Annotated in this window: 25 protein-coding genes and 1 other RNA gene; 16 read left to right on the forward strand and 10 right to left on the reverse strand. The window is 51.2% G+C overall.

Translation table 11 applies throughout. The annotated features are described in order from the left end of the window. Positions 1–10: 10 nt before the first annotated feature. The 3 genes from glmU to O3661_RS00090 form a co-directional block, all read right to left on the reverse strand. Positions 11–1384 (reverse strand): bifunctional UDP-N-acetylglucosamine diphosphorylase/glucosamine-1-phosphate N-acetyltransferase GlmU, encoded by a 1374-nt coding sequence (gene glmU / locus O3661_RS00080; RefSeq protein ID WP_371491851.1) that lies wholly within the window; start codon positions 1382–1384, stop codon positions 11–13. A gap of 98 nt (positions 1385–1482) precedes the next feature. Further along, positions 1483–1767 (reverse strand): membrane lipoprotein lipid attachment site-containing protein, encoded by a 285-nt coding sequence (locus O3661_RS00085; RefSeq protein WP_003686634.1) that lies wholly within the window; start codon positions 1765–1767, stop codon positions 1483–1485. 61 nt (positions 1768–1828) lie between these two features. After that, positions 1829–2476: a pyrimidine 5'-nucleotidase gene (locus tag O3661_RS00090; protein WP_049333140.1), complete on the reverse strand. Its 648-nt coding sequence runs from the start codon at positions 2474–2476 to the stop codon at positions 1829–1831. A 64-nt stretch (positions 2477–2540) separates the two neighbouring features. On the opposite strand from O3661_RS00090, the gene O3661_RS00095 reads away from it, so the two are divergent. The 5 genes from O3661_RS00095 to O3661_RS00115 all read left to right on the forward strand — a co-directional run bounded on the left by O3661_RS00095 (position 2541) and on the right by O3661_RS00115 (position 6974). Continuing rightward, positions 2541–3542, forward strand: a complete 1002-nt coding sequence (locus O3661_RS00095) for a thiamine ABC transporter substrate-binding protein (RefSeq protein ID WP_371491853.1) — start codon at positions 2541–2543, stop codon at positions 3540–3542. Positions 3543–3655: 113 nt separating this feature from the next. Beyond that, a complete protein-coding gene (locus tag O3661_RS00100; protein ID WP_371491855.1) occupies positions 3656–4501 on the forward strand; it encodes a mechanosensitive ion channel family protein in 846 nt (281 codons plus the stop codon). Positions 4502–4577: 76 nt separating this feature from the next. Beyond that, positions 4578–5045, forward strand: coding sequence for a CinA family protein (locus O3661_RS00105; protein WP_003686660.1), 468 nt, complete (start codon positions 4578–4580; stop codon positions 5043–5045). 135 nt (positions 5046–5180) lie between these two features. After that, positions 5181–5858 carry a hypothetical protein gene (locus O3661_RS00110; RefSeq protein ID WP_107723939.1) on the forward strand — a complete coding sequence of 226 codons (678 nt, stop codon included), beginning with the start codon at positions 5181–5183 and terminating at the stop codon, positions 5856–5858. Positions 5859–5891: 33 nt separating this feature from the next. Beyond that, entirely contained in the window at positions 5892–6974 is a 1083-nt protein-coding gene (locus tag O3661_RS00115) for a hypothetical protein (RefSeq protein WP_199903868.1), read from the forward strand. A 72-nt stretch (positions 6975–7046) separates the two neighbouring features. On the opposite strand, the gene efeB is transcribed toward O3661_RS00115, so the two are convergent. The 3 genes from efeB to efeU form a co-directional block, all read right to left on the reverse strand. Beyond that, on the reverse strand, positions 7047–8312 hold the full coding sequence (efeB, locus tag O3661_RS00120; protein ID WP_371491857.1) for an iron uptake transporter deferrochelatase/peroxidase subunit: 1266 nt from the start codon (positions 8310–8312) through the stop codon (positions 7047–7049). Positions 8313–8447: 135 nt separating this feature from the next. Beyond that, positions 8448–9614, reverse strand: coding sequence for an iron uptake system protein EfeO (gene efeO / locus O3661_RS00125; protein ID WP_049333129.1), 1167 nt, complete (start codon positions 9612–9614; stop codon positions 8448–8450). A 12-nt stretch (positions 9615–9626) separates the two neighbouring features. Next, a complete protein-coding gene (gene efeU, locus O3661_RS00130) occupies positions 9627–10451 on the reverse strand; it encodes an iron uptake transporter permease EfeU (RefSeq protein ID WP_036492490.1) in 825 nt (274 codons plus the stop codon). Between the two features lie 382 nt (positions 10452–10833). Between efeU and O3661_RS00135 the strand changes: the two genes are divergently transcribed. The 4 genes from O3661_RS00135 (at position 10834) to O3661_RS00150 (ending at position 13011) form a co-directional block, all read left to right on the forward strand. Next, a complete protein-coding gene (locus O3661_RS00135) occupies positions 10834–12009 on the forward strand; it encodes a cytochrome-c peroxidase (RefSeq protein ID WP_371491859.1) in 1176 nt (391 codons plus the stop codon). 139 nt (positions 12010–12148) lie between these two features. Further along, complete coding sequence (locus O3661_RS00140) at positions 12149–12478, forward strand: FKBP-type peptidyl-prolyl cis-trans isomerase (protein ID WP_371492057.1); 330 nt, start codon at positions 12149–12151, stop codon at positions 12476–12478. A 126-nt stretch (positions 12479–12604) separates the two neighbouring features. Next, positions 12605–12853 carry a BolA family protein gene (locus O3661_RS00145; protein ID WP_003686612.1) on the forward strand — a complete coding sequence of 83 codons (249 nt, stop codon included), beginning with the start codon at positions 12605–12607 and terminating at the stop codon, positions 12851–12853. After that, on the forward strand, positions 12832–13011 hold the full coding sequence (locus O3661_RS00150; RefSeq protein WP_083324959.1) for an IS3 family transposase: 180 nt from the start codon (positions 12832–12834) through the stop codon (positions 13009–13011). Before O3661_RS00145 ends, O3661_RS00150 begins: the two co-directional genes overlap by 22 nt. Before the next feature lie 101 nt (positions 13012–13112). Here the strand turns inward: O3661_RS00150 and O3661_RS00155 are convergent, their stop codons facing one another. The 4 genes from O3661_RS00155 to bioH form a co-directional block, all read right to left on the reverse strand. Then, positions 13113–13538, reverse strand: a complete 426-nt coding sequence (locus O3661_RS00155) for a hypothetical protein (protein ID WP_197049997.1) — start codon at positions 13536–13538, stop codon at positions 13113–13115. Beyond that, positions 13528–13854: a deaminase gene (locus tag O3661_RS00160; protein ID WP_150540550.1), complete on the reverse strand. Its 327-nt coding sequence runs from the start codon at positions 13852–13854 to the stop codon at positions 13528–13530. Before O3661_RS00160 ends, O3661_RS00155 begins: the two co-directional genes overlap by 11 nt. Before the next feature lie 115 nt (positions 13855–13969). Further along, the gene (locus tag O3661_RS00165; RefSeq protein WP_371491862.1) at positions 13970–14764 is read right to left on the reverse strand and encodes a methyltransferase; all 795 of its coding nucleotides are present in this window, start codon (positions 14762–14764) and stop codon (positions 13970–13972) included. Positions 14765–14824: 60 nt separating this feature from the next. Further along, positions 14825–15571 carry a pimeloyl-ACP methyl ester esterase BioH gene (gene bioH, locus O3661_RS00170; protein WP_070624861.1) on the reverse strand — a complete coding sequence of 249 codons (747 nt, stop codon included), beginning with the start codon at positions 15569–15571 and terminating at the stop codon, positions 14825–14827. On the opposite strand from bioH, the gene O3661_RS00175 reads away from it, so the two are divergent. From O3661_RS00175 to rnpB, 7 genes are all read left to right on the forward strand, one after another. Then, positions 15570–16286 (forward strand): ComF family protein, encoded by a 717-nt coding sequence (locus O3661_RS00175; protein ID WP_371491863.1) that lies wholly within the window; start codon positions 15570–15572, stop codon positions 16284–16286. The two genes, bioH and O3661_RS00175, sit on opposite strands and share 2 nt — an antisense overlap. Positions 16287–16350: 64 nt before the next feature. Beyond that, the gene (trmL, locus tag O3661_RS00180) at positions 16351–16815 is read left to right on the forward strand and encodes a tRNA (uridine(34)/cytosine(34)/5-carboxymethylaminomethyluridine(34)-2'-O)-methyltransferase TrmL (protein WP_049335654.1); all 465 of its coding nucleotides are present in this window, start codon (positions 16351–16353) and stop codon (positions 16813–16815) included. Between the two features lie 48 nt (positions 16816–16863). Then, entirely contained in the window at positions 16864–17583 is a 720-nt protein-coding gene (locus tag O3661_RS00185) for a septal ring lytic transglycosylase RlpA family protein (RefSeq protein ID WP_371491865.1), read from the forward strand. A 98-nt stretch (positions 17584–17681) separates the two neighbouring features. Next, positions 17682–18266, forward strand: coding sequence for a Holliday junction branch migration protein RuvA (gene ruvA / locus O3661_RS00190; RefSeq protein ID WP_070749706.1), 585 nt, complete (start codon positions 17682–17684; stop codon positions 18264–18266). A gap of 15 nt (positions 18267–18281) precedes the next feature. Continuing rightward, the gene (locus tag O3661_RS00195; RefSeq protein WP_371491866.1) at positions 18282–18515 is read left to right on the forward strand and encodes a methionine-binding protein; all 234 of its coding nucleotides are present in this window, start codon (positions 18282–18284) and stop codon (positions 18513–18515) included. A gap of 54 nt (positions 18516–18569) precedes the next feature. Further along, entirely contained in the window at positions 18570–19277 is a 708-nt protein-coding gene (locus tag O3661_RS00200) for a hypothetical protein (protein ID WP_371491867.1), read from the forward strand. 53 nt (positions 19278–19330) lie between these two features. Further along, an RNA gene (rnpB, locus tag O3661_RS00205) (RNase P RNA component class A) lies at positions 19331–19692 on the forward strand. Positions 19693–19761: the final 69 nt, after the last annotated feature.

The raw sequence follows: 19761 nt of genomic DNA on the forward strand, positions 1-19761 counted from the left end.
AAGACCAGCCTTACTTCTTATCACCTTTTTCCGGACGCACCCAGCCTTCGATGACGGTTTGGCGCGAACGGGCGAGAACGAGTTTGCCGTCTTCGCAGTTGCGGGTAATCGCGCTGCCCGCGCCTGTCGTTACTTTGTTGCCTAGGGTAACGGGGGCAACCAGTACGCAGTTTGAACCGATGCGCACTTCGTCGCCGATGACGGTTTTGTGTTTGTTCACGCCGTCGTAGTTGGCAATAATCGTGCCGGCGCCGAAGTTGGTTTTGCTGCCGATTTCGGCATCACCGATGTAGGTGAGGTGGTTGGCTTTGGTGCCGTTGCCGATGGTGGCGTTTTTAACTTCGACGAAGTTGCCGATGTGTACGTCGTCGGCCAGTTTGGCTTGTGGACGCAGGCGGGCGTATGGGCCGATTTGGTTGTTTTCGCCGACTTCGCAACCTTCAAAATGGGAGAATGGGGCGATTTTGGTGTTGGCACCGATTTTGGCGTTTTTAATCACGCAGTTGGCACCGATTTCAACGTTGTCGCCGAGTTCGACTTCGCCTTCGATGACGACGTTGACGTCAATCACGACATCTTGTCCGTGTTTCAGACGGCCTCGTAAATCGAAACGTGCCGGATCGCGCAGGGTTACGCCTGCTTTGAGCAATTCTTGCGCCTGTTCGGTTTGGAAAATGCGCTCGAGTTCGGCCAGTTGGAGTTTGTTGTTCACGCCGGCGGCCAGATGGGAGGCGCGGACTTGGACGGGATGAACTTTAATACCGTCGGCAACGGCTTTGGCGATGAGGTCGGTCAGGTAGTATTCGCCTTGGGCATTGTTGCTGGAAAGGCTGTTCAACCAAGCTTCGAGTTTGGCGTTGGGCAAAACCAAAATGCCGGTATTGATTTCTTTCACGGCTTTTTGGGTGGCATCAGCGTCTTTTTCTTCGACAATGGCGGTTACGCTGCCGTTGCTGTCGCGGATGATACGGCCCAAACCTGTCGGGTCGTTAGGCACGTCGGTCAACAGGCCGACTTCGTCACCTGCGGCTTCGAGCAGGGTTTCAAGGGTGGCTGTGTCAATCAGGGGAACGTCGCCGTACAACACCAGCGTGCGGCCTTCGGCGGAAAGGTGCGGCAGGGCGGTTTTGACGGCGTGGCCGGTACCGAGCTGTTCGGTTTGTTCAACCCAAACGACATCGCGTTTGACGGTATCCAAGACTTGCTCTTTGCCATGGCCGATGACGACGCAGATGTTTTGGGGATTCAGGGAGGAGGCGGTGTCGATAACGCGCTCAACCATGGGAAGGCCGCCAATGCGGTGCAGCACTTTGGGCATTTTGGAGTACATGCGTGTGCCTTTGCCGGCAGCGAGGATGACGATATTTAAAGCTGTCTGAGCCATGATACGGTTTCCGTTGTCGTTGTTTGAGGCCGTCTGAAAAGTGGGGCAACAAATGTTGATTGTTTTTCACTCCGTTTCAGACGGCCTTGGGGATATTGTTATTCGGTTGCTGGCTGTTGGTTGGCAAATTGCGGTTTTTGCCAATGTTGGCCGCGTTCGCCGTGTTCAGCATGATCCGCTTGATTGGATTGGACGGCGCGACGCTCTGGGCGGAACTGGTTGTAATTCATGTTTTTAGAATAAGTACCGTCCTGATAAACGATAGGCGTGCCGGTAGCATATTTTTGGCGTACGGCGGTACGGCCGGATTCGTTGGTGTAGGTTTCCCAAGAGCAACCGGCCAAAACGGCGGCGGCAGTCAGAATTAAAGCGAGTTTACGCATGATGTTGTCCTTGTTTTTAAATGTCGGCAATACCGTGTATTGTACTTGTTTTTTCAAAACTTCACGGCAGTTTTGTGCAAAATTCAAGCAAACCCTGCATATCTTTCGCTATGCCGTCGGCAAATGGCAACGGATGGGCTTTTTCGCCGTACCAAACAGTCTTCATGCCCAAGGCTTTGGCTTGGTGCAGATTGTCGGCGCTGTCGTCCACCATAATGCACTGTTCGGGTTTGACGCCCAATAGGCGGCAGACGTTGAGATAGGCTTGCGGATTGGGTTTATAGAGCAGGCCGAAGTCGTCCGTGCCGAACAAGCCGTCAAAATGCGCTTCCAAGCCCAACGCTTCAACCAATGCGCGGACATAAAACGAAGGCCCGTTGGAAAATACGGCTTTTCGCCCTTTCAGACGGCCTAAAACGTCATCAGTTCCATCCATACCCTCCACCTTTGCCAAAATTTGCTTAAGCGGGTGACTTTCACGCAAAAATTCATCGATATCGACTTCGGGATGGTGGATTTGCAAACCGGCAAGCGTCGCGCCGTATCGGTGCCAATAATCTTGGCGCAGGTGGGAGGCGGCTTCTTCGGAAAGTTTCAGACGGCCTGCCATGTATTCGGTCATGGCACGGTTGATGATGTAGAAAATGCCGGCTTCGGCATTGTGCAAAGTGTTGTCGAGGTCAAACAGCCAAACGGGGGAATGATTCATATCGTGCCTTGATATGCAGATTTTGTTATGATATTTCGTATTTTACCCGCACAAAGGAAAGAGAATGAAACTGAAATTGTCCGCAGTGGCTCTATTACTGGCCTCGGCAAACCTGTACGCCCAAACCGAAGTACGTCTGGCCGTGCACAAATCCTTCAGCCTACCCCAATCCGTCATCGCGCAATTTGAAAAAGCCAACGATGCCAAAGTGTCCGTCATCAAGGCAGGCAGCGGCAACGAAATGCTCAACAAGCTGATTTTGAGCAAGGCCAACCCGATTGCCGATGCGGTTTACGGTTTGGACAACGCCAACATCGGCAAAGCCAAATCCGCAGGCATCCTCGCCGCCAACCAACCCAAATCCGCGCCCGTAACCGCTTCCCTGCCCGATGCGCTGGCCGTCGATTACGCCTATGTCGCCATCAACTACGACAAAAAATGGTTTGAACAGAAAAAACTGCCCCTGCCGCAAACCCTGCAAGACCTGACCAAACCGGAATATAAAAACCTTCTGGTGACTCCGTCTCCCGCCACATCCTCGCCTGGCCTCTCCTTCCTCTTGGCCAACATCGGCGGCATGAGTGAAGAAGGCGCGTTCAAATGGTGGGCGCAAATGCGCCAAAACGGTGTGAAAGTTGCCAAAGGCTGGAGCGAAGCCTACTATACCGACTTCACCCAAAACGGCGGCGCCTATCCCCTCGTGGTCAGCTATGCCACCAGCCCGGCGGCCGAAGTCCACTACTCCAAAGGCAAATACAGCACCCCGCCCACCGGCAACCTCTTCCTCAAAGGCGGCACATTCCGCCAAGTTGAAGGCGCGGCCGTTTTGAAAGGCGCGAAACAACCCGAGCTGGCGGCCAAACTGGTGAGCTGGCTGCAAAGCGGCGAAGTTCAAAAAACCCTGCCTGCCGAAATGTGGGTCTATCCGGCAGTCAAAAACACGCCGCTGCCCAAAGTATTCGAGTTTGCCCAAACCCCGAAACACAGCGACTCTCCCAACCGTGCCGACATCAACACCAAACAAAAACAATGGGTGAGCCGTTGGAGCAAAACCGTTTTACGTTAAGCTGAAAAAGATTTAAGAAAGATTAAAGGCCGTCTGAAAAACCAAATCATTAGTTTTTCAGACGGCCTTGTTTTACAATGACCTTTTAAACAACTTCACACGCATACACAATTATGAATTTCGATCTTCAATCCCTCTCCCCCTTCTCCGGTTGGGAACAACTCGCCCAAACCGGCATGTCTTTCGGTACCAACCTGCTGGCCGCCTTAGCCATCTTCTTTATCGGCCGCTGGGTCGCCACGCGCTTGGTAACACTGATGAAAGCCGCGCTGACACGTGCCAAAGTCGATAAAACGCTGGTCAGCTTCCTCGGCAACGTCGCCAACATCGGCCTGCTGATCCTCATCATCATCGCCGCACTGGGTAAACTCGGCATTCCGACCACTTCCGTGACCGCCTTGATCGGTGGCGCAGGCTTGGCCGTGGCTTTGTCTTTGAAAGACCAACTGTCCAACTTCGCCGCCGGCGTGCTGATTATCCTGTTCCGCCCGTTTAAAGTCGGTGACTTTATCCGCGTCAACGGTTTTGAAGGCATCGTCCGAGAAATCAAAATGGTGCAGACCTCTTTAAGCACGCCGGACAACGAAGAAGTCGTCCTACCCAACAGCGTGGTCATGACCAACAGCATCACCAACCGCTCCTCCCTGCCCCTGTGCCGCGCCCAAGTCGTTGTCGGCGTCGATTACGCCTGCGACTTGAAAGCCGCCAAAGCCGCCGTATTGAGAGCGGCAACCGACCATCCATTGTGTGTTCAAACCGAAGAACGACCTGCCGTCGTATACATTACCAACCTTGGCGACAGCGCCATCGAAATCACCCTTTGGGCGTGGACGCAAGAAGAAAATCTCGGCCCATTCCGATTCGCCCTGAACGAGCAGATCGTCGAAAATCTGCGCGAAGCCAACATCAACATCCCATTCCCACAATGTGATGTCCACCTCATCCAGCCGAAAGCCTGATTTCAGCTTTCAGGCCGTCTGAAACCCGGCGGGCCAAGCACCTGCCCGGTTTTACCCTTTTCCCTAAGGAGCCGCCATGTCCCACCTGCAAACCATCGCCGAACACCTGACCAGCCGCCGCCAAACCGTTACCTGCGCCGAGTCCTGCACCGGCGGCCTGCTTGCAGGTGCGCTGACTTCCCTCTCTGGCAGCTCGCAATGGTTTCATCAAAGCTTCGTCACATACAGCAACCAAGCCAAACAGGAGCGTCTCGGCGTCATGCCCGACACCTTGCTGAAACACGGCGCGGTCAGCCGCGAGACCGTCTATGAAATGGCACGCGGCGCAAAAGCCGTGGCGCAGGCAGATTACGCCTTGAGTATTTCCGGCATCGCCGGCCCTAGCGGCGGCAGCGCGGCCAAACCGGTCGGCACAGTCTGGTTCGGCCTGGCCACGCCCGAGGGTTCGTTTGAGCAAACCGCGCTATTCACAGGCGACCGCGAAGCAGTAAGGGCGCAAGCCGTCGAATACGCATTGGCTTTCTTGGCGGAACATTTGGTTTGATAGCAAAAACTCAGGCCGTCTGAAATCTGGAAATCAGGTTTCAGACGGCCTTTCACAAATTAAGATATTTAAAGCTTTAATGGTATATACTTAATCATATTTTTTACTATCAACCGAAAATATAAAGGAAAAATAATGAACAAAACAAAAAAATATACACTAGCTCTTTTAGGCTTTTTTGCAACTTTTTTAAGTGCCTGTTCCCAATATGGCGATCCATATAAAGACGTACCGAAAGAAATTAACGGACATCCTGTATACGAGGTGCCGTTCGAACAGCCTTTGATTATCGACCCGAAGAAGGAACAGGTGTTTTATTTCAAATTGAAAAAAAAGCCAAAAGCCCTCGAAACGAACTATGCGGTCTATATTATGGCAATGTATCCGCTTGAAGATAAAAAGTATTACGACGTTGAAAAGAGAGTGGATATGAATGATTATTTGATTGAAAACAAGTTGTTGAAATTTGAAACTTCTCTAGTGCATTTTGACAAAGGGAAGAAAGAAACTCAAATAAGTTTGAGTAATAATTTTATTCATTATGCCGAATTGCCAAAAATTAATAATAATTATGAGAATGCTATTAGATTCAAGAATAACCAAACTCAATTTGTTGCCGATGAATCTATTGCTCACTCGTCTCACACATTTAATGGAGAAGAATTTAGTATCCGAGAAAACGCGATGGCTTGGTTTCTGATACAGGAAAAAGGGGGCTATTACAGGCTGAAAATTAGACCGCTTCAAGATTTCCCCAATTATCCTAAACTCCGTCTATCTGTGTCCGTTAATACCCAACCGTATTACAAATAATTTAACCCTGAAATTCTGACCAAAGGAAAAATTATGAACAATCAAAAGAAATACACCCTGACAATTTATGTGGCAGGCGCAGGTACGCCTCTGGAGAAAGACGGAAAACCTTGGATGGAGAATGGCAAGCAACTAACCTCCGATCCAGGTCATGTTTTCTACGGTATTAGTGAAGATGGTGGTCGAACGATCAAGGCCTACGGTTTTGCACCGCCGCACGGTTCTGCAAAATTCGATTGGTACTCTCCCGACAAACCGGGCAAAGTTCAAGAGGACGAACATAAAGTTTACAGTCAGCAGGTGTATCGGAAAACGATAGCCATCACACAGGCACAATATGACAAACTTAAAGATTTTGGAGAAACCCCAAAAAAATATGGTTTTAATTCAGATATCTACAACTGGAACAGCCGAAGCTGCATCGATTTCGTCTATGCCGCATTAAATGCCAGCAACGTTTATTCCACTCACAGCAAAGATTTATACAGGAACGGCCAGAAAATCGGTACGATTAATACTTCCAAAAAAGCGGCAACCAAAGTATTGGGCAATATTCCCGAATTTGAAAAGATCCCGAATACCATTTCCCGTTATCCTGCAGGAAAAAATATCGATGAGTTAATGGAAAATGTACACAAGCTAATGCCTGAGAGAACTTTTACCCAACGATACATTTTAACTGAAAATCAACGCGAACAAGGGCATCAATACGCACAGGTTAGCATCGATGGGGATATTCTAAAAATCAACGATATGCCTAAAACTGCCCAGGCCATCTTCCATCAGTGTAAACAGGCTTTTACTGACTTCTGTGATAAGAAAAATATTGCCTATGATAAAAATGATGTAGATAAAATTGCTATGTCATTAACCTCCGCATACTATCCAAACAATATGCAGGACGTGTCTTTATTCAATATTAACGATAATGGGAAAGTCTCGGTCGGACACAGAGCCCCCGGATTAATAATGGCTTCTGTAGATATGTGGGAAGCGGCTAAGACGCCGGTAGAGGAAAGCCTGAGCCAAATTCAGCAAACGGCACAACGAATTGAATATGAGGAGCAACAAAAACAAATCGTGCAATCCCAATCACGTGGAATGATGCTTTCTTAACTAAAAAGGCCGTCTGAAATCTGGAAATCAGGTTTCAGACGGCCTTTTTATCTATTCAAACCATCGGCGGATTTATACGCCCAAAAGCTCTTTGCCGAGGAAGCTGCCTTTTTCGACACCCGGCAGGACGAAGAAATAGCCGCCGCCAAACGGGCTGATGTATTCCTCCAGCGGCTCGCCGTTGAGCAGGTTTTGCACGAAGATGAAGCCGTCGGCAAGGTTGGCCTGATAGCAGATGAAAATCAGGCCGACATCGAGCTGGCCGTTGGCGGCGAGGCCGCGCGAGTAGTTGAAGGCGCGGCGGTAGAGCAGGTGTTTTTTCATGAACTCCGGATCGCGCGGATTGGCAAGGCGCATATGGCTGTCTTTGGGCGTGATTTTGCCGTCGGGGTCTTTGGCGAAATCGGCGGTGTCGCCCTCTTTTTTACCGTCCATGGGCGCGCCGCTGTATTTGCGCCGGCCGAAAATATCGGTTTGTTCCTGCATCGGGGTGCGGTCCCAAAATTCGACAAAGTGGCGGATGAGGCGGACGGCCTGATAGCTGCCGTTTTTCGTCCATGCCGGTTCGTCCAAGCTGTTGGCGGCAATGCCCGTCCACAGGACTTGATCGGCGACTTTGGGATCTTCGACTTTAGGATTGCCGGAGCCGTCGCGGAAACCTAAAAGGTTGCGCGCGGCAATGGCGCCGGGTTCGGCTTTAGGGAGCCAACCGTCTATGCTCCAGCGGATGACGGCAAACTGGGCGGTGTTTTTGATGATGTCGCGCAGGGCGGCTTGGCAGGTTTCGGGGGAGAATGCGCAAATTTGCAGGCTGAGGTCGCCGTCGCACCAAGATTTTTGGAGTTTGTCGTTAGGAAAGTCGCGCATTTCCTGCAGGTGTTTCGGCTTTTTGTCTTTGAGGCCGAAGCGGTCGTCAAAGAGGCTGCTGCCGACGCCGACGGTAACCGTCAGCCCATCGGGGCGGAATTGTTTGCCGAGGATGCCGCTGCCCGCAGGCGGGAGCTTGTCATCGCCGTCTTGGTATTCGCCGCCTTGTGTGAGGAATTCGATGCGGGCGGTCAGGGCGCGGAACAGGTTTTCAAGTTGTTTGGCGTCTTTGGCGGTAACATCAAAGGCACACATGATGCCAAAGAGCTGGTGTGGCGTGACGATGCCTGCCTGATGCTCGCCATAACACGGATAGGCCAGCTCGGAATGTTGGTTGTTTTGGGTCTCAGCGGCGGTTTCGCCTTGTTTTTTACCGGCAAAATAACCGGCAACGCCGATGGCGCCGGCGGCAAGGGCAGTTTTGAAAAGGGTTCGTTTTTCGGGTTGTGCCGGTTGTTTGTTTTGGCTCATTATTTGCTCCTTGGCAGGGAACGGAAAGATTGCAATCGTATGAAGTAAGGTCGGTTTTCAAGCATATTTTGTGTGGGCAACAATAAGATTCAGACGGCCTTTCAATATCCAAAGGCCGTCTGAAAACGCGTTATCTTATTTCAAACCCAAAATGCCGCGCAGTTTGGCCAAATCTTCTGCCAAGGCATTAATCGGCGCCTGCAGGGCTTTGCGGTCTTCTTCGCTCAGTTTGTCGTACAGCTCGAAGCCGTCTTGTTTTTTGTATTTCGCCAAAATGTCTTCAACCTGTTTGAAGTTGGCATCGGTTTTTTCCAACAACGCTTTGTCTTTGGCTTCGATCAGTGGACGGAACAAATCAACGATTTTTTTGGAGCCTTCCACATTGGCTTGGAAGTCGCTCAAGTCGGTATGGCTGTAACGGTCTTCTTCGCCGCTGATTTTGCTGCCGGCCACTTCTTCAATCAGTTCGGACGCGCCGCCGACCACCTTACCCGGAGGAAACGCCAATGCGTCGATTTCTTTTTGCAGTGCTTCGACATCGGTCATCAGTTTGGCTGCAATTTCCTTCACGCCGGATACGTCTTTTTCTACCCAAAGGGCGTGTTCGATACGGTGGAAGCCGGTAAATCCGGCATCTTTCGCACCGTCTTTGAAGTCGTCTTCACGCGCATCGATGACGGGGTCGAGTTCGCTGAAAAGCTCGGCAATCGGTTCGATACGTTCGTAATGGACGCGGGTGGCGGCAAACAGGGATTTGGCCTTTTCAATGTCGCCGGCTTTAACGGCTTCGGTAAAGGTTTTGGTTTTCGCCACCAGCTCTTTAACCTCGCCTTGAACGTAAGCTTTATAGTCGGCGAGCGGTTGGGACAGTTTTTCCAAATCCGCTTCGTTGGCAGTGTCTTTGAAGCCGCTGTCGGTAACAATCAGCTTACCGCGCGGATTTGTCAACAGGCCGCAAGTCATTTCGTATTCGCCCGGCAGTAGGGTAACGGTCATTTTGTCGGATAAACCCGGGGCGATGTTTTCACGCTCGTCCACCACCATCACGCCTTTCAGGATTTCCCATTCCAGCTTGCGGCCGCTGTCGTTTTTAATGTTGAACACGACTTGGCCGCTGGGGACGGTCAATTCCATCGGTTCGCAGGCAGTATCGTTCACACCGATATTGACCGAACCGTCGGCATTGGCGGCAGCGGATGCGCCTGAAGCGGCAGGCGCGGCTTTTTCGGCTTCAGGCGGCTGACACGCGGTCAAACCCAGAGCCAACATTACGGACAAAGCAGTTAGATTGAATTTTTTCATTTTCATTCCTTTTTATTTAGTTAACGTTTTTGCCGGCGCACTGCCGCGCAAAAACCAAATCATGACGGGAACCAGATACAGCAGCCAAATCAGGACTTCGCCTTCGGTCGGGTGGTCGGTATAGCCGAAGAAACCGCCGAGCAGCACGCCTAAAGGGCTGTCTTCATGCAAATATTTCGATGTATCGAAAGCAATATCCTGCATCACATTCCATACGCCGGCCTCATGCAGCGCGCGAAACGAACCGGCCAGCAGACCGGCCGCCACCACAATCAAAAACGCGCCCGTCCAACGGAAAAACTTCGCCAAGTTCAGGCGCATACCGCCCTGATAAATCAGCGTACCGATGACAACCGCCACCAACAGCCCCAACACCGCGCCTATCGGCATAGACCATGTCGGGCTTTGCTGGAACACGGCCAGCAGGAAAAACACGCTCTCCAACCCTTCGCGCGCCACAGCCAAAAACGCCATGCCGACCAAGGCCCAACCCTGGCCGCTGCCGCGGTTCAAGGCCGACTGAACAGAATCCTGAAGATGCTGTTTCATCGAACGTGCGGCCTTCTTCATCCACAAAATCATGTACGTCAGCATCGCCACAGCCACCAGGCCGATGGCGCCGACCACCAATTCCTGTTCTTTTTGCGGAATCTCGCCCGTAGCGGAATGGATGCCGTAACCGATACCCAAACACATGACCGAAGCCAAAAACACGCCCAGCCAAACCTTCGGCATCAGCTCGCTGTGTCCCGACTGTTTCAAAAAACTGGCAACAATACCGACGATCAGGGCGGCTTCGATGCCCTCGCGTAACATAATCAATAAAGCAATCAGCATAAAAAAACTCTAAAGTGAAACGTTCATTTATTAACGCATTTATAACGCTTTATGCTTAATAACGCAAATTATTTTTATTTTTTAATAACCCCATATTTATTAAGATTTTTTAAAATAGAATAACGGACGTAATCAATAAAAACTAAAAGGCCGTCTGAATTTTATTTTTTCAGACGGCCTTAATTTATCTAAGCAATTGTAAATAAATAATAAAAAAGTTCCATAGTATAAATTTCCCTATCAGTGATATTTTCAAAATTTATCAAATTTAAAAGGTTGATTTACAACAAAAATTAAAACCGCCTTATCTTTTATAGTTGGCATATTGCTGGTGCAATCAGCAATCCATTACATAACAAACGCATAACAAAGGAACCCTCCTATGCCACGTTTAAAACTCCACCAAATCGCTTTGGCTTTGGCCGTTTCTGCCGCGTTGACCGCCTGCGGCGAGAAAACGGCTCAAACAACCGAAACCCCTCAAGCGGCTTCTGCCGCGAGCGCTGCCGATGCTGCCGCAAGCACCGCCGCTGTTTCGGCCCCTCAAAATTCCGCCGATGTTTCTGCCGAAGACAAAGCCCTGTTGGAACGCGCGCAAACCGTGTTCAAACCTTTGCCTGATGCGGCCGAAATGCAAAAAATCCGTCCGTTTACCGAAGAGCAGGTCAAACTCGGCCAACAACTTTGGTACGAAACCCGCCTGTCCAAAGGCAACACCGTCAGCTGTAACTCCTGCCACAACTTGGCAACTGCTGGCGTAGACAACATGCCGACCAGCGCGGGCCACAAAAGCCAATTCGGCGCCCGTAACCCCCCGACTGCCCTGAATGCCGCCTTGTTGGGCAGCCAATTCTGGGACGGCCGTGCAGCCGATGTGGAAGAACAAGCCGGCGGCCCATTGCTCAACCCTGTTGAAATGGCCAACGCGACCGAAGCCGATGCCGCCGCAAAAATCGCCGGTATTCCTGAATACCAAGAAAAATTCAAAGCCGCATTCCCTGAAGACGGCGCGGTTTCCTTCAAAAACATCACCACCGCATTGGGCGCGTTTGAACGTACCCTGCTGACCCCGACCCGTTGGGACGACTACCTGAAAGGCAACGTATCCGCCCTGAGCGAACAAGAACGCAAAGGCGTACGCGCATTTATGGACAACGGCTGTATCGCTTGTCACAACGGCGTCAACTTGGGTGGTACCATGTTCCAAAAATTCGGTTTGGTGGACGGTCCTTACTGGAAACACATCGACGATCCTAAACACGACAAAGGCCGTGCGGACGTAACCAAAAAAGCCGAAGACGAATTCTTCTTCCGCGTTCCCGGCTTGAGAAACGTCGAACGCACCTACCCATACTTCCACAACGGCAGCGTTTGGGAACTGGATAAAGCCGTCAACATCATGGCGAAAGCTCAATTGGGTAAAACCCTGGCTCCGGAAGACACTGAAAACATCGTTGCCTTCTTGAAAGCCCTCTCCGGCAATGTTCCAGAGTCTGCCCGAACCATGCCTGAGCTGCCTGTATCCACCGATGTCAAATCCCAACCTGATAACAAATAAGGTTTAGCACAAAACAAAGGCCGTCTGAAAATCCGTTTCAGACGGCCTTTTTGTTGCCGGCCATATGGGCGCATTTGTTTCACGATTCCACACAATATGGTAATCTTGAGCCGATTTTCACCATACATCCGAAAGGAACATCATGAGCCTGATTATTAAAGACTTGCAAGAAGGCCACGGCAAAGAAGCCGTCAAAGGCAAAGAAATCACCGTACATTACATCGGCTGGTTGGAAGACGGTACCAAATTCGACTCCAGCCTCGACCGCCGTCAACCGCTGACCATCACTCTGGGCGTCGGCCAAGTAATTAAAGGTTGGGACGAAGGCTTCGGCGGCATGAAAGAAGGCGGCAAACGCAAGCTGACCATTCCTTCCGAAATGGGCTACGGCGCACACGGTGCCGGCGGCGTGATTCCTCCGCACGCGACTTTGATTTTTGAAGTCGAGCTGCTGAAAGTGTACGAATAAGCATTTGACGCTTCCAAAGGCCGAGGCCGTCTGAAACCCGAAGTTTGGTTTTTCAGACGGCCTGTTTTTATCAAGATTCGGTATAATGCCCTCTTTTACAAGTAAACCATTTCCCAAGGAACCCCCATGCTTTTACCCGAACAAGTCAAAACCCTGATTGAAGGCGTTACCCCTTGCGAACACGTCGAAGTCGAAGGCGACGGCCATCACTTCTTCGCCGTAATCGTTTCCTCCTCATTTGAAGGCAAAGCCCGCCTCGCCCGCCACCGCCTGATTAAAGACGGCCTCAAGCCGCAACTCGAAAGCAACGAATTGCACGCGCTGTCTATTTCCGTTGCCGCCACTCCGGCCGAATGGGCGGCCAAACAGGCTTAATTTGGAATCAAACAAAAAGCCGTCTGAAAACTTTTCAGACGGCCTTTTTCATACATACTGAAATTGAAGAATATTTAGTGTATTACAACCAAAAACGAATTAAACTTGGTTTAAAAGGATTGAGCCCAGTGCAATACCGAGCTCAATATTTAAGTTAACTAACCTGTCCAACTTTTGGGGGGCAGATCAAAGTGCGGTCAGTTTTGAGAGCTTTTAAAACGCTTTAAAAATTGACCGCACTTTATATAGATGTTTTAAATTATATATCCATTAACTCATAAGAAACATTTCCTGTTTCTAGCAACTCAACAAATACTCTTTTAATAAAATCAAAATCTGTTATAACTTCACTTGCTGGAAAAGGTTCTCCCATAAAATCAACCAATCTTGGAACTCCAGTAAAATCGGACTTAGACCTAATCAAAAACTCCCCGTTATCCCCGTATTCAAGTAGAGTAAATAAATATCTCTCACCATCTGATTCCATCCTTAATTCAGATAAGCCTACTTCTGGTTCAGGTATAACTTCTAATCTAACGTCAGATCTATGATTCTTTGTGCTGTTAAGCATAGATAATATTTTATCTTTACCAATCTTAGATGCCATATCCCTATCTGCCAAAGTTATCCATTCACCCTCTTCTGATTTATATGCACATGAAAAAAATAATAAGCTATTTTCCATTCTTATTTTCCTTTATTGATGTTTGCCCTTGAATCCAAGTATAAGTTCTCAGTTTGTTCTTATCATCAACAGCATGAACAGTGACCGATTTTAATCCTGCTTTTTCTGCTGCTGATGCAATGTCTTGACGACAATGCGTACATACATCACGCCCTTGGACATGGATCACCATATTTTTTCCTTTAGTCACACCTTTTTCATAAGCTTGTTGAATTGCACCTATTTCAGCATGTGCATCTCGCATATTAGCATTTGGATAAGGTGAACCGTTCTTTTGAGGTTTTTTATTTGCCACATTCTCTGCAATTAAAGTCAATTTATTAGGGTCTGAAAATCTATCCCCTTAAACAGCGCAGGCAATCGATATAAACGCCAAACCGCATTCGACAACACGCAATCGCGGTGTCAACCCTACCGGCACAACCGCCAAACTAGCCCTGCCGTTTCGGGAAAAACTGCACCACGTTCTCCCCTTGCGGCAACACCAATTTCTTCACGGCATGGCCGTACACGGTTTCAAGCGTGATGTTCAGACGGCCTTCGTTGGCAAAAATCTTATCCACAGCTTCCTTGGCCGCCTGCAGATTGCTGAACTTCAACGCATTCCACAATCCCAAGGTTTCCATGTCCTGCCAAAACGTCCCGGCTTTTTTATAACTCAACTCAAGCTTGGCCGTGTCGGTTACCGGATCGTAAAAGCCGTTGTCGGCGAGCATATCACCCAAGTCGTGCATATCAATCAGCGTGGGCGCTTCGCATTCGATGCCTTCATGGTTCAGACGGCCTGTCAGCTCGGTCAGGCTGTCGCGGCCAAAGTGCGTGAAAAACAATAATCCGTCGGTTTTCAAGGCAGCGGCCCAGTTTTTCAATACCGGCAAAATATCGTCGGCGCGGCTGAGGCTGAGGTTGGCCCACAGCATATCGGCGGTGGCTTCAGGCAGCGGCGCGGTCAGGGCTTGGCAATGTTGCGGAATGGTTTTGCCGGTCAGCTTCTGCCAGAAACCGCCTTTGCGCGCGGCGGCGGCGGTTTTCAAAAAGTCGGCATTCGGATCGTATTCTTCAAACACGGCGTCGGGATAACGCGCGGCCAGCAGGCTGCGGCTGATGTCGGCATCGGCACCAATCAGCATGATGCGTTTGGGTGCATTGCGGACCAGCTGCAGGCGCTCGTCGGTGTCTTGGGCGAGATGGCGGTGAATTTGCCAGCGTTTGTCTTGTTCGGTCATGGTGGGTCGTGTCAGCGGGCTTTGCCCGACAATATTCTGTTTTTATGGTTGAAGTCTGTTTCAGACGGCCTTTTCGACAAAATTGCGGTAGGTTTCGGCAAATTCGTCGGCATGGCTTAAAAAGGGCGCGTGTGCGGCTTTGTCGATAAGGACCAGCTCACTGTTGCTCAAATGGCGGTGTAAATATTCGCCCATGCGTGGCGGCGTAATGGCGTCTTTCTGTCCAAACACCAGCAATGACGGCGTTTGAATCAGCGGCAACAACGGACGCGCATCGGCATGGTTGACCGCTTCAAGCGCAGCCTGCAGGGCGGAAGGCGTGCCGCAGCGCGCCAAATCGGGCAGCACTCGGTTTAAGATTTCACCGGAATGCGGCGTGTGCAGCAGTTGCAGTTGTAGAAACTGTTTAATATGTTTGGCATAATCCTGCTGGAATGCGCCGACCATCTTGCCCAAGGCAGGTTGTGCCAAGCCTTCGGGATAATCCGTGTCGGCAGTCAATCGGGCAAAACTTGCCGTCAGGCAGAGCGATTGGATTTTGTCGGGATAAAGCGCGGTCAGATACAGGGCAACCAGTCCGCCCAGCGACCAGCCGAGAATGTGTGCCGGCGTATCGATTTGTCCGGCGAAGGCTTCGGCAACGGCGGCAATATCAAACGGTTCGGTAAAAGGTGCATCGCCGTGTCCGGGCAAATCAAGTGCGCGGACGTCCCAACCGGCAGGCAGGCGCGGTATCAAATCGTCGAATACATGGCGGTTCGCCGCCCAACCGTGTATCAGATAAACTTTTTTGGCGGAGTGTGGCATGAATGTTCTTTCTTGGTGGCGCAATTTGAAACGGCTCAATGCGCGACGTTGCGTATTATGCCACGATTCCGTTTCAGACGGCCTTTGCCGAGGCTGCGCAAACGATTTGACGGAATATTTTATCGACGCGGCACAAAGCTGTCCTTTGTGTTTCCGCCATGTCGCGGGCGGGGCGGTGTGCGGCAGTTGTCAGAAAAAGCCGCCCGCATTTGATAGAATGTGGGCCTCGCTGTATTACGAACCGCCCGTCAGCAGCATGATACGCGAGCTGAAACACTTGGCCGACTTGGGCATGAGCCGTCCGTTGGCGGATTTGATGTGCCAAAACTCACCGGACTGGCTGGCGACGGAACACTTCGATTTCGTCCTGCCCATGCCTTTGAGCAAAGAGCGGCGGCTCAAACGCGGATTCAACCAAAGCGAGGCGTTGACGGATATTTTGGCAAAACGCTACGGCTGGACGCTGCTGCCGCGTCACGCGGTTTTCAGACGGCATGGCGAGCCGCAAAGTACGCTGAAAAGCGACGAACGTCGGCGAAATATCAAGAATGCATTTAAAATCAAAACCGAATTGCCGAAGGCGTGTAATATTCTGTTAATTGACGATGTCTTTACCACCGGCTCGACTTTGGACGAATTGGCGAAAACGCTGAAAAAATCAGGCGCAGGTAAGATTTTTTGCTGGAGTTTGGCGCGTCCACCAATGAAAAAATAGCTTAAAGTTTTTGACACCCATGGAACATTTCGGCATTATGCCACTCTATAAGTGATTGATTTATATGTTTACCATAGTTTTGTACCAACCCGAAATCCCGCCTAATACGGGCAATATCATCCGCCTGTGCGCCAATACCGGTGCTGATCTGCACTTGGTCAAGCCGCTTGGTTTTCCTCTGGATTCGTCCAAAATGAAACGCGCGGGCTTGGATTATCACGAGTTTGCCAAACTGACGGTACATGAGAATTTCGAAGACTGCCTCAAGGCACTTGAAGGCCGCCGCATTTTCGCGCTGACCACCAAAGGCTCTACCCGCCCCGACGAAGTTTCCTTCCGCGAAGGCGACGTGTTGCTGTTTGGTCCCGAAACACGCGGCCTGCCTGCCGAAGTTCTCGACAGCCTGCCTGCCGGACAAAAAATCCGCCTGCCGATGATGCCCGGCAGCAGGAGCATGAATCTTTCCAATACTGTCGCCGTTATTCTGTTTGAAGCATGGCGGCAAAACGGTTTTGCCGGCGGCGTATAACAGGCCGTCTGAAACCGCTGCGTTATCAACTCAAGAACGGAACCCGTTTTGACTTTTACCAAAAAAACCCTCCTTTCCTTAGCCGCCGCCACCATCGGCGTCCTTTCCATCAATGCCGCCGTCGCCGACAGCGTGGTCCGAGTCGAAAAACTGCATCCTTCTGCCAACCGCAGTTACAAAGTTGCCGGCAAACGCTACACGCCGCTGACTCAAGTTTCCTCTTTCAGCCAAACCGGCAAAGCCTCATGGTACGGCAACCAATTCCACGGCCGTAAAACTTCCAGCGGCGAGCGTTACAATATGAACGCCCTCTCCGCCGCCCACAAAACCCTCCCTATTCCCAGCTACGCACGCGTGACCAATATGCAAAACGGCAAAAGCGTCATCGTCCGTGTCAACGACCGCGGCCCTTTCCACGGCAACCGCGTCATCGATGTTTCCCGCGCCGCCGCCCAACAATTGGGTTTCATCAACCAAGGCACGGCCAACGTCAAAGTTGAGCAAATCATCCCCGGCCAAACCGCCGCTCAAACCATTATTTCCCCAAACAACAAAGAATTTTTTGTTGATTTGAAATCCTTCGGTACCCAACGCGAAGCACAGGCTTATTTGAACCAAGCCGCACAAAGCCTGCCGTCAGACAGCAAAATCATGCTTGAAAAACGCAACTACGAATACGTTGTCAAAATGGGTCCGTTCAGCAGCCAAGAACGTGCTGCCGAAGCAGGCGAACGCGCCCGTCATCTGAACCTGGCATCCGCCATCTGATTTCGTCCGCGTTACCGCTGAAGTTTGATACAATACAAGGCCGTCTGAAACCCGATTGCAAGGTTTCAGACGGCCTTTTTTAATCACAGGGGAACACCATGATCAGCAGGCTCACAGGCAAATTGATTGAGAAAAATCCGCCGCAGGTCGTTATCGACGTCAACGGCGTCGGTTATGAAGCCGACGTTTCCATGCAGACTTTCTACAACCTGCCCTCCGTTGGCGAAACCGTCCATCTCTACACCCAGCTTGTCGTCCGCGAAGACGCGCATTTGCTGTTTGGTTTCGCCTCAGCCGAGGAACGCGCCACCTTCCGCCAACTGGTCAAAGTCAGCGGCATCGGTGCCAAAACCGCATTGGGCATTTTGTCTGCCATGAATGCCGACGAGCTGGCGCAAGCCATCGCCGAAGAAGACGTCAAACGTCTCTCCTCCGCCCCCGGCATCGGCAAGAAAACCGCTGAACGCATGGTATTGGAACTGCGCGGCAAACTCGTGTCCCATACCGTTTCAGACGGCCTGTTTGCCCCTGTTGCCGTTGCCGACGAAAGCCAAGACATCATCAACACCCTGCTTGCCCTCGGCTACAACGAACGCGAAGCCAAAGCCGCTACCAAAGGCATTCCCAAAGGTACGGAAGTCGGCGAAGGCGTGCGCCTGGCCTTGAAAAACCTGCTCAAATAAGAGGCCGTCTGAAACATGAAGGCATTGGCCCTAAGCATCACCCTCTTTCTCAGCGCGTGCGTCTATACCGAGACTCCATATGGGCGCACCGCCGTCTTGGACCTGCCCGTCCACTCGCAAACCACCGTCAACAAAACCGTGACCATCAACGCCCCGCCCGGGACGACCGGCATCTATCAAGACAGCGAACCCGTCCGCAATTACCCGGCCTATCCCGTTTATCCCCGCCGGGTTTATCATTATCGATAAACAACGCTGACCGTTTGAAACCATAGGTTCAGACGGCCTGTTGAGAGACCGACCATGAAATACATCCTTCCCCTGCTTTTACTCCTGAGCGCCTGCACACCGGACACCAAGACCACGGATGCCGCATCCGCCCCCAAAACATACGGCTTTGCACACCGCCTGACCGAAGGTGAAAAACTACTGACCCAAGCCCTCATCAAACAAGACCTCGCCGCCTACTTCAAACACGAAACCGGCGGCGCATTTGCCGAACAAGCCCCCTTATTCTCGGCCCAGCAACTTGCCGAACAGAAAAACATCCCCAAAAACGATGCCATCGGCGTTTACGGCAAAATCATCAAAACCCAAGGCCGCACCGCCTGGCTGCAAACCGACAAGCAAACCCTCAAACTCGATTTGGCCGAACCGCTGCAAGAAGCTCAAGGCGAAGTTACCCTTGTCTGCCAACACGAAAACACCGCATTCCAAGACTGCCAAACAGAAGAAAACTTCGCCCGACGCTTTACCGAACAAATCTTCTCGGCGGTCGAGTCCGGACGCGTATCCGCCCAAACAGACGCACCGGCCGAAGAAATCATGGCCGGCCGCCTCATCCCGTTTTTAAGTGCCGCCAGCGACTTTACCGGCAACTTCAAAGCCTGTGCCACCACCATGACCGAATACTGCACCAGCCGCCTGGCACGCGAAATGCCCGAATCCGCAGTCCGCAAAAAAGCACAGGAATTGGGTTTGACCGAAATAGCATTTAAAAAGAAAAAATAAATATTTAGGCCGTCTGAACCCTATGGCGGCTGTGTTATAATCCGCACCTCATACAGGTCGGACAGACAGTCGCCGCGTATCGCGTAAGGCATACGGGGAGGAAAGTCCGGGCTCCACAGAGCAGAATGCCGGCTAACGGCCGGGCGCGGCAACGCGACGGAAAGTGGAACAGAAAGCAATACCGCCGATGATTGCCTTCGGGCAAAACAGGTAAGGGTGAAAAGGTGCGGTAAGAGCGCACCGTGCATTTGGTAACAAAGCGCAGCAGGCTAAACCCCATTCGGAGCAAGACCAAACAGAACGCGATGACGCTGCTCGCCGAGCGTTCGGGTAGGTTGCTTGAGCACACCAGCAATGATGTGCCTAGAGGAATGACTGTCCGCGACAGAACCCGGCTTACCGTCCGAGCTGTATGTCCCCATACCGCGGCAGGTTTTAAAAACCTGCCGCATTTTTATCGAAATAAAAAGGCCGTCTGAAACCT

This window comes from Neisseria sp. 20925_1_37 (assembly GCF_041433255.1).
In the GTDB taxonomy this organism is placed as follows: domain Bacteria; phylum Pseudomonadota; class Gammaproteobacteria; order Burkholderiales; family Neisseriaceae; genus Neisseria; species Neisseria flavescens_D.

What these genes read in the sequence shown, in the direction of transcription:
- O3661_RS00090 (WP_049333140.1), bottom strand. Translation starts at nt 2,476, where the DNA reads ATGAATCATTCCCCCGTTTGGCTGTTTGACCTCGACAACACTTTGCAC.
- efeU (WP_036492490.1), bottom strand. Translation starts at nt 10,451, where the DNA reads ATGCTGATTGCTTTATTGATTATGTTACGCGAGGGCATCGAAGCCGCC.
- ruvA (WP_070749706.1), top strand. Translation starts at nt 17,682, where the DNA reads ATGATCAGCAGGCTCACAGGCAAATTGATTGAGAAAAATCCGCCGCAG.
- O3661_RS00195 (WP_371491866.1), top strand. Translation starts at nt 18,282, where the DNA reads ATGAAGGCATTGGCCCTAAGCATCACCCTCTTTCTCAGCGCGTGCGTC.
- O3661_RS00110 (WP_107723939.1), top strand. Translation starts at nt 5,181, where the DNA reads ATGAACAAAACAAAAAAATATACACTAGCTCTTTTAGGCTTTTTTGCA.
- O3661_RS00150 (WP_083324959.1), top strand. Translation starts at nt 12,832, where the DNA reads ATGGGCGGCCAAACAGGCTTAATTTGGAATCAAACAAAAAGCCGTCTG.
- O3661_RS00100 (WP_371491855.1), top strand. Translation starts at nt 3,656, where the DNA reads ATGAATTTCGATCTTCAATCCCTCTCCCCCTTCTCCGGTTGGGAACAA.
- O3661_RS00115 (WP_199903868.1), top strand. Translation starts at nt 5,892, where the DNA reads ATGAACAATCAAAAGAAATACACCCTGACAATTTATGTGGCAGGCGCA.
- efeB (WP_371491857.1), bottom strand. Translation starts at nt 8,312, where the DNA reads ATGAGCCAAAACAAACAACCGGCACAACCCGAAAAACGAACCCTTTTC.
- O3661_RS00135 (WP_371491859.1), top strand. Translation starts at nt 10,834, where the DNA reads ATGCCACGTTTAAAACTCCACCAAATCGCTTTGGCTTTGGCCGTTTCT.
- bioH (WP_070624861.1), bottom strand. Translation starts at nt 15,571, where the DNA reads ATGCCACACTCCGCCAAAAAAGTTTATCTGATACACGGTTGGGCGGCG.
- O3661_RS00145 (WP_003686612.1), top strand. Translation starts at nt 12,605, where the DNA reads ATGCTTTTACCCGAACAAGTCAAAACCCTGATTGAAGGCGTTACCCCT.
- glmU (WP_371491851.1), bottom strand. Translation starts at nt 1,384, where the DNA reads ATGGCTCAGACAGCTTTAAATATCGTCATCCTCGCTGCCGGCAAAGGC.
- efeO (WP_049333129.1), bottom strand. Translation starts at nt 9,614, where the DNA reads ATGAAAAAATTCAATCTAACTGCTTTGTCCGTAATGTTGGCTCTGGGT.
- O3661_RS00175 (WP_371491863.1), top strand. Translation starts at nt 15,570, where the DNA reads ATGAATGTTCTTTCTTGGTGGCGCAATTTGAAACGGCTCAATGCGCGA.
- O3661_RS00200 (WP_371491867.1), top strand. Translation starts at nt 18,570, where the DNA reads ATGAAATACATCCTTCCCCTGCTTTTACTCCTGAGCGCCTGCACACCG.
- O3661_RS00165 (WP_371491862.1), bottom strand. Translation starts at nt 14,764, where the DNA reads ATGACCGAACAAGACAAACGCTGGCAAATTCACCGCCATCTCGCCCAA.
- O3661_RS00155 (WP_197049997.1), bottom strand. Translation starts at nt 13,538, where the DNA reads ATGGAAAATAGCTTATTATTTTTTTCATGTGCATATAAATCAGAAGAG.
- O3661_RS00105 (WP_003686660.1), top strand. Translation starts at nt 4,578, where the DNA reads ATGTCCCACCTGCAAACCATCGCCGAACACCTGACCAGCCGCCGCCAA.
- trmL (WP_049335654.1), top strand. Translation starts at nt 16,351, where the DNA reads ATGTTTACCATAGTTTTGTACCAACCCGAAATCCCGCCTAATACGGGC.
- O3661_RS00095 (WP_371491853.1), top strand. Translation starts at nt 2,541, where the DNA reads ATGAAACTGAAATTGTCCGCAGTGGCTCTATTACTGGCCTCGGCAAAC.
- O3661_RS00085 (WP_003686634.1), bottom strand. Translation starts at nt 1,767, where the DNA reads ATGCGTAAACTCGCTTTAATTCTGACTGCCGCCGCCGTTTTGGCCGGT.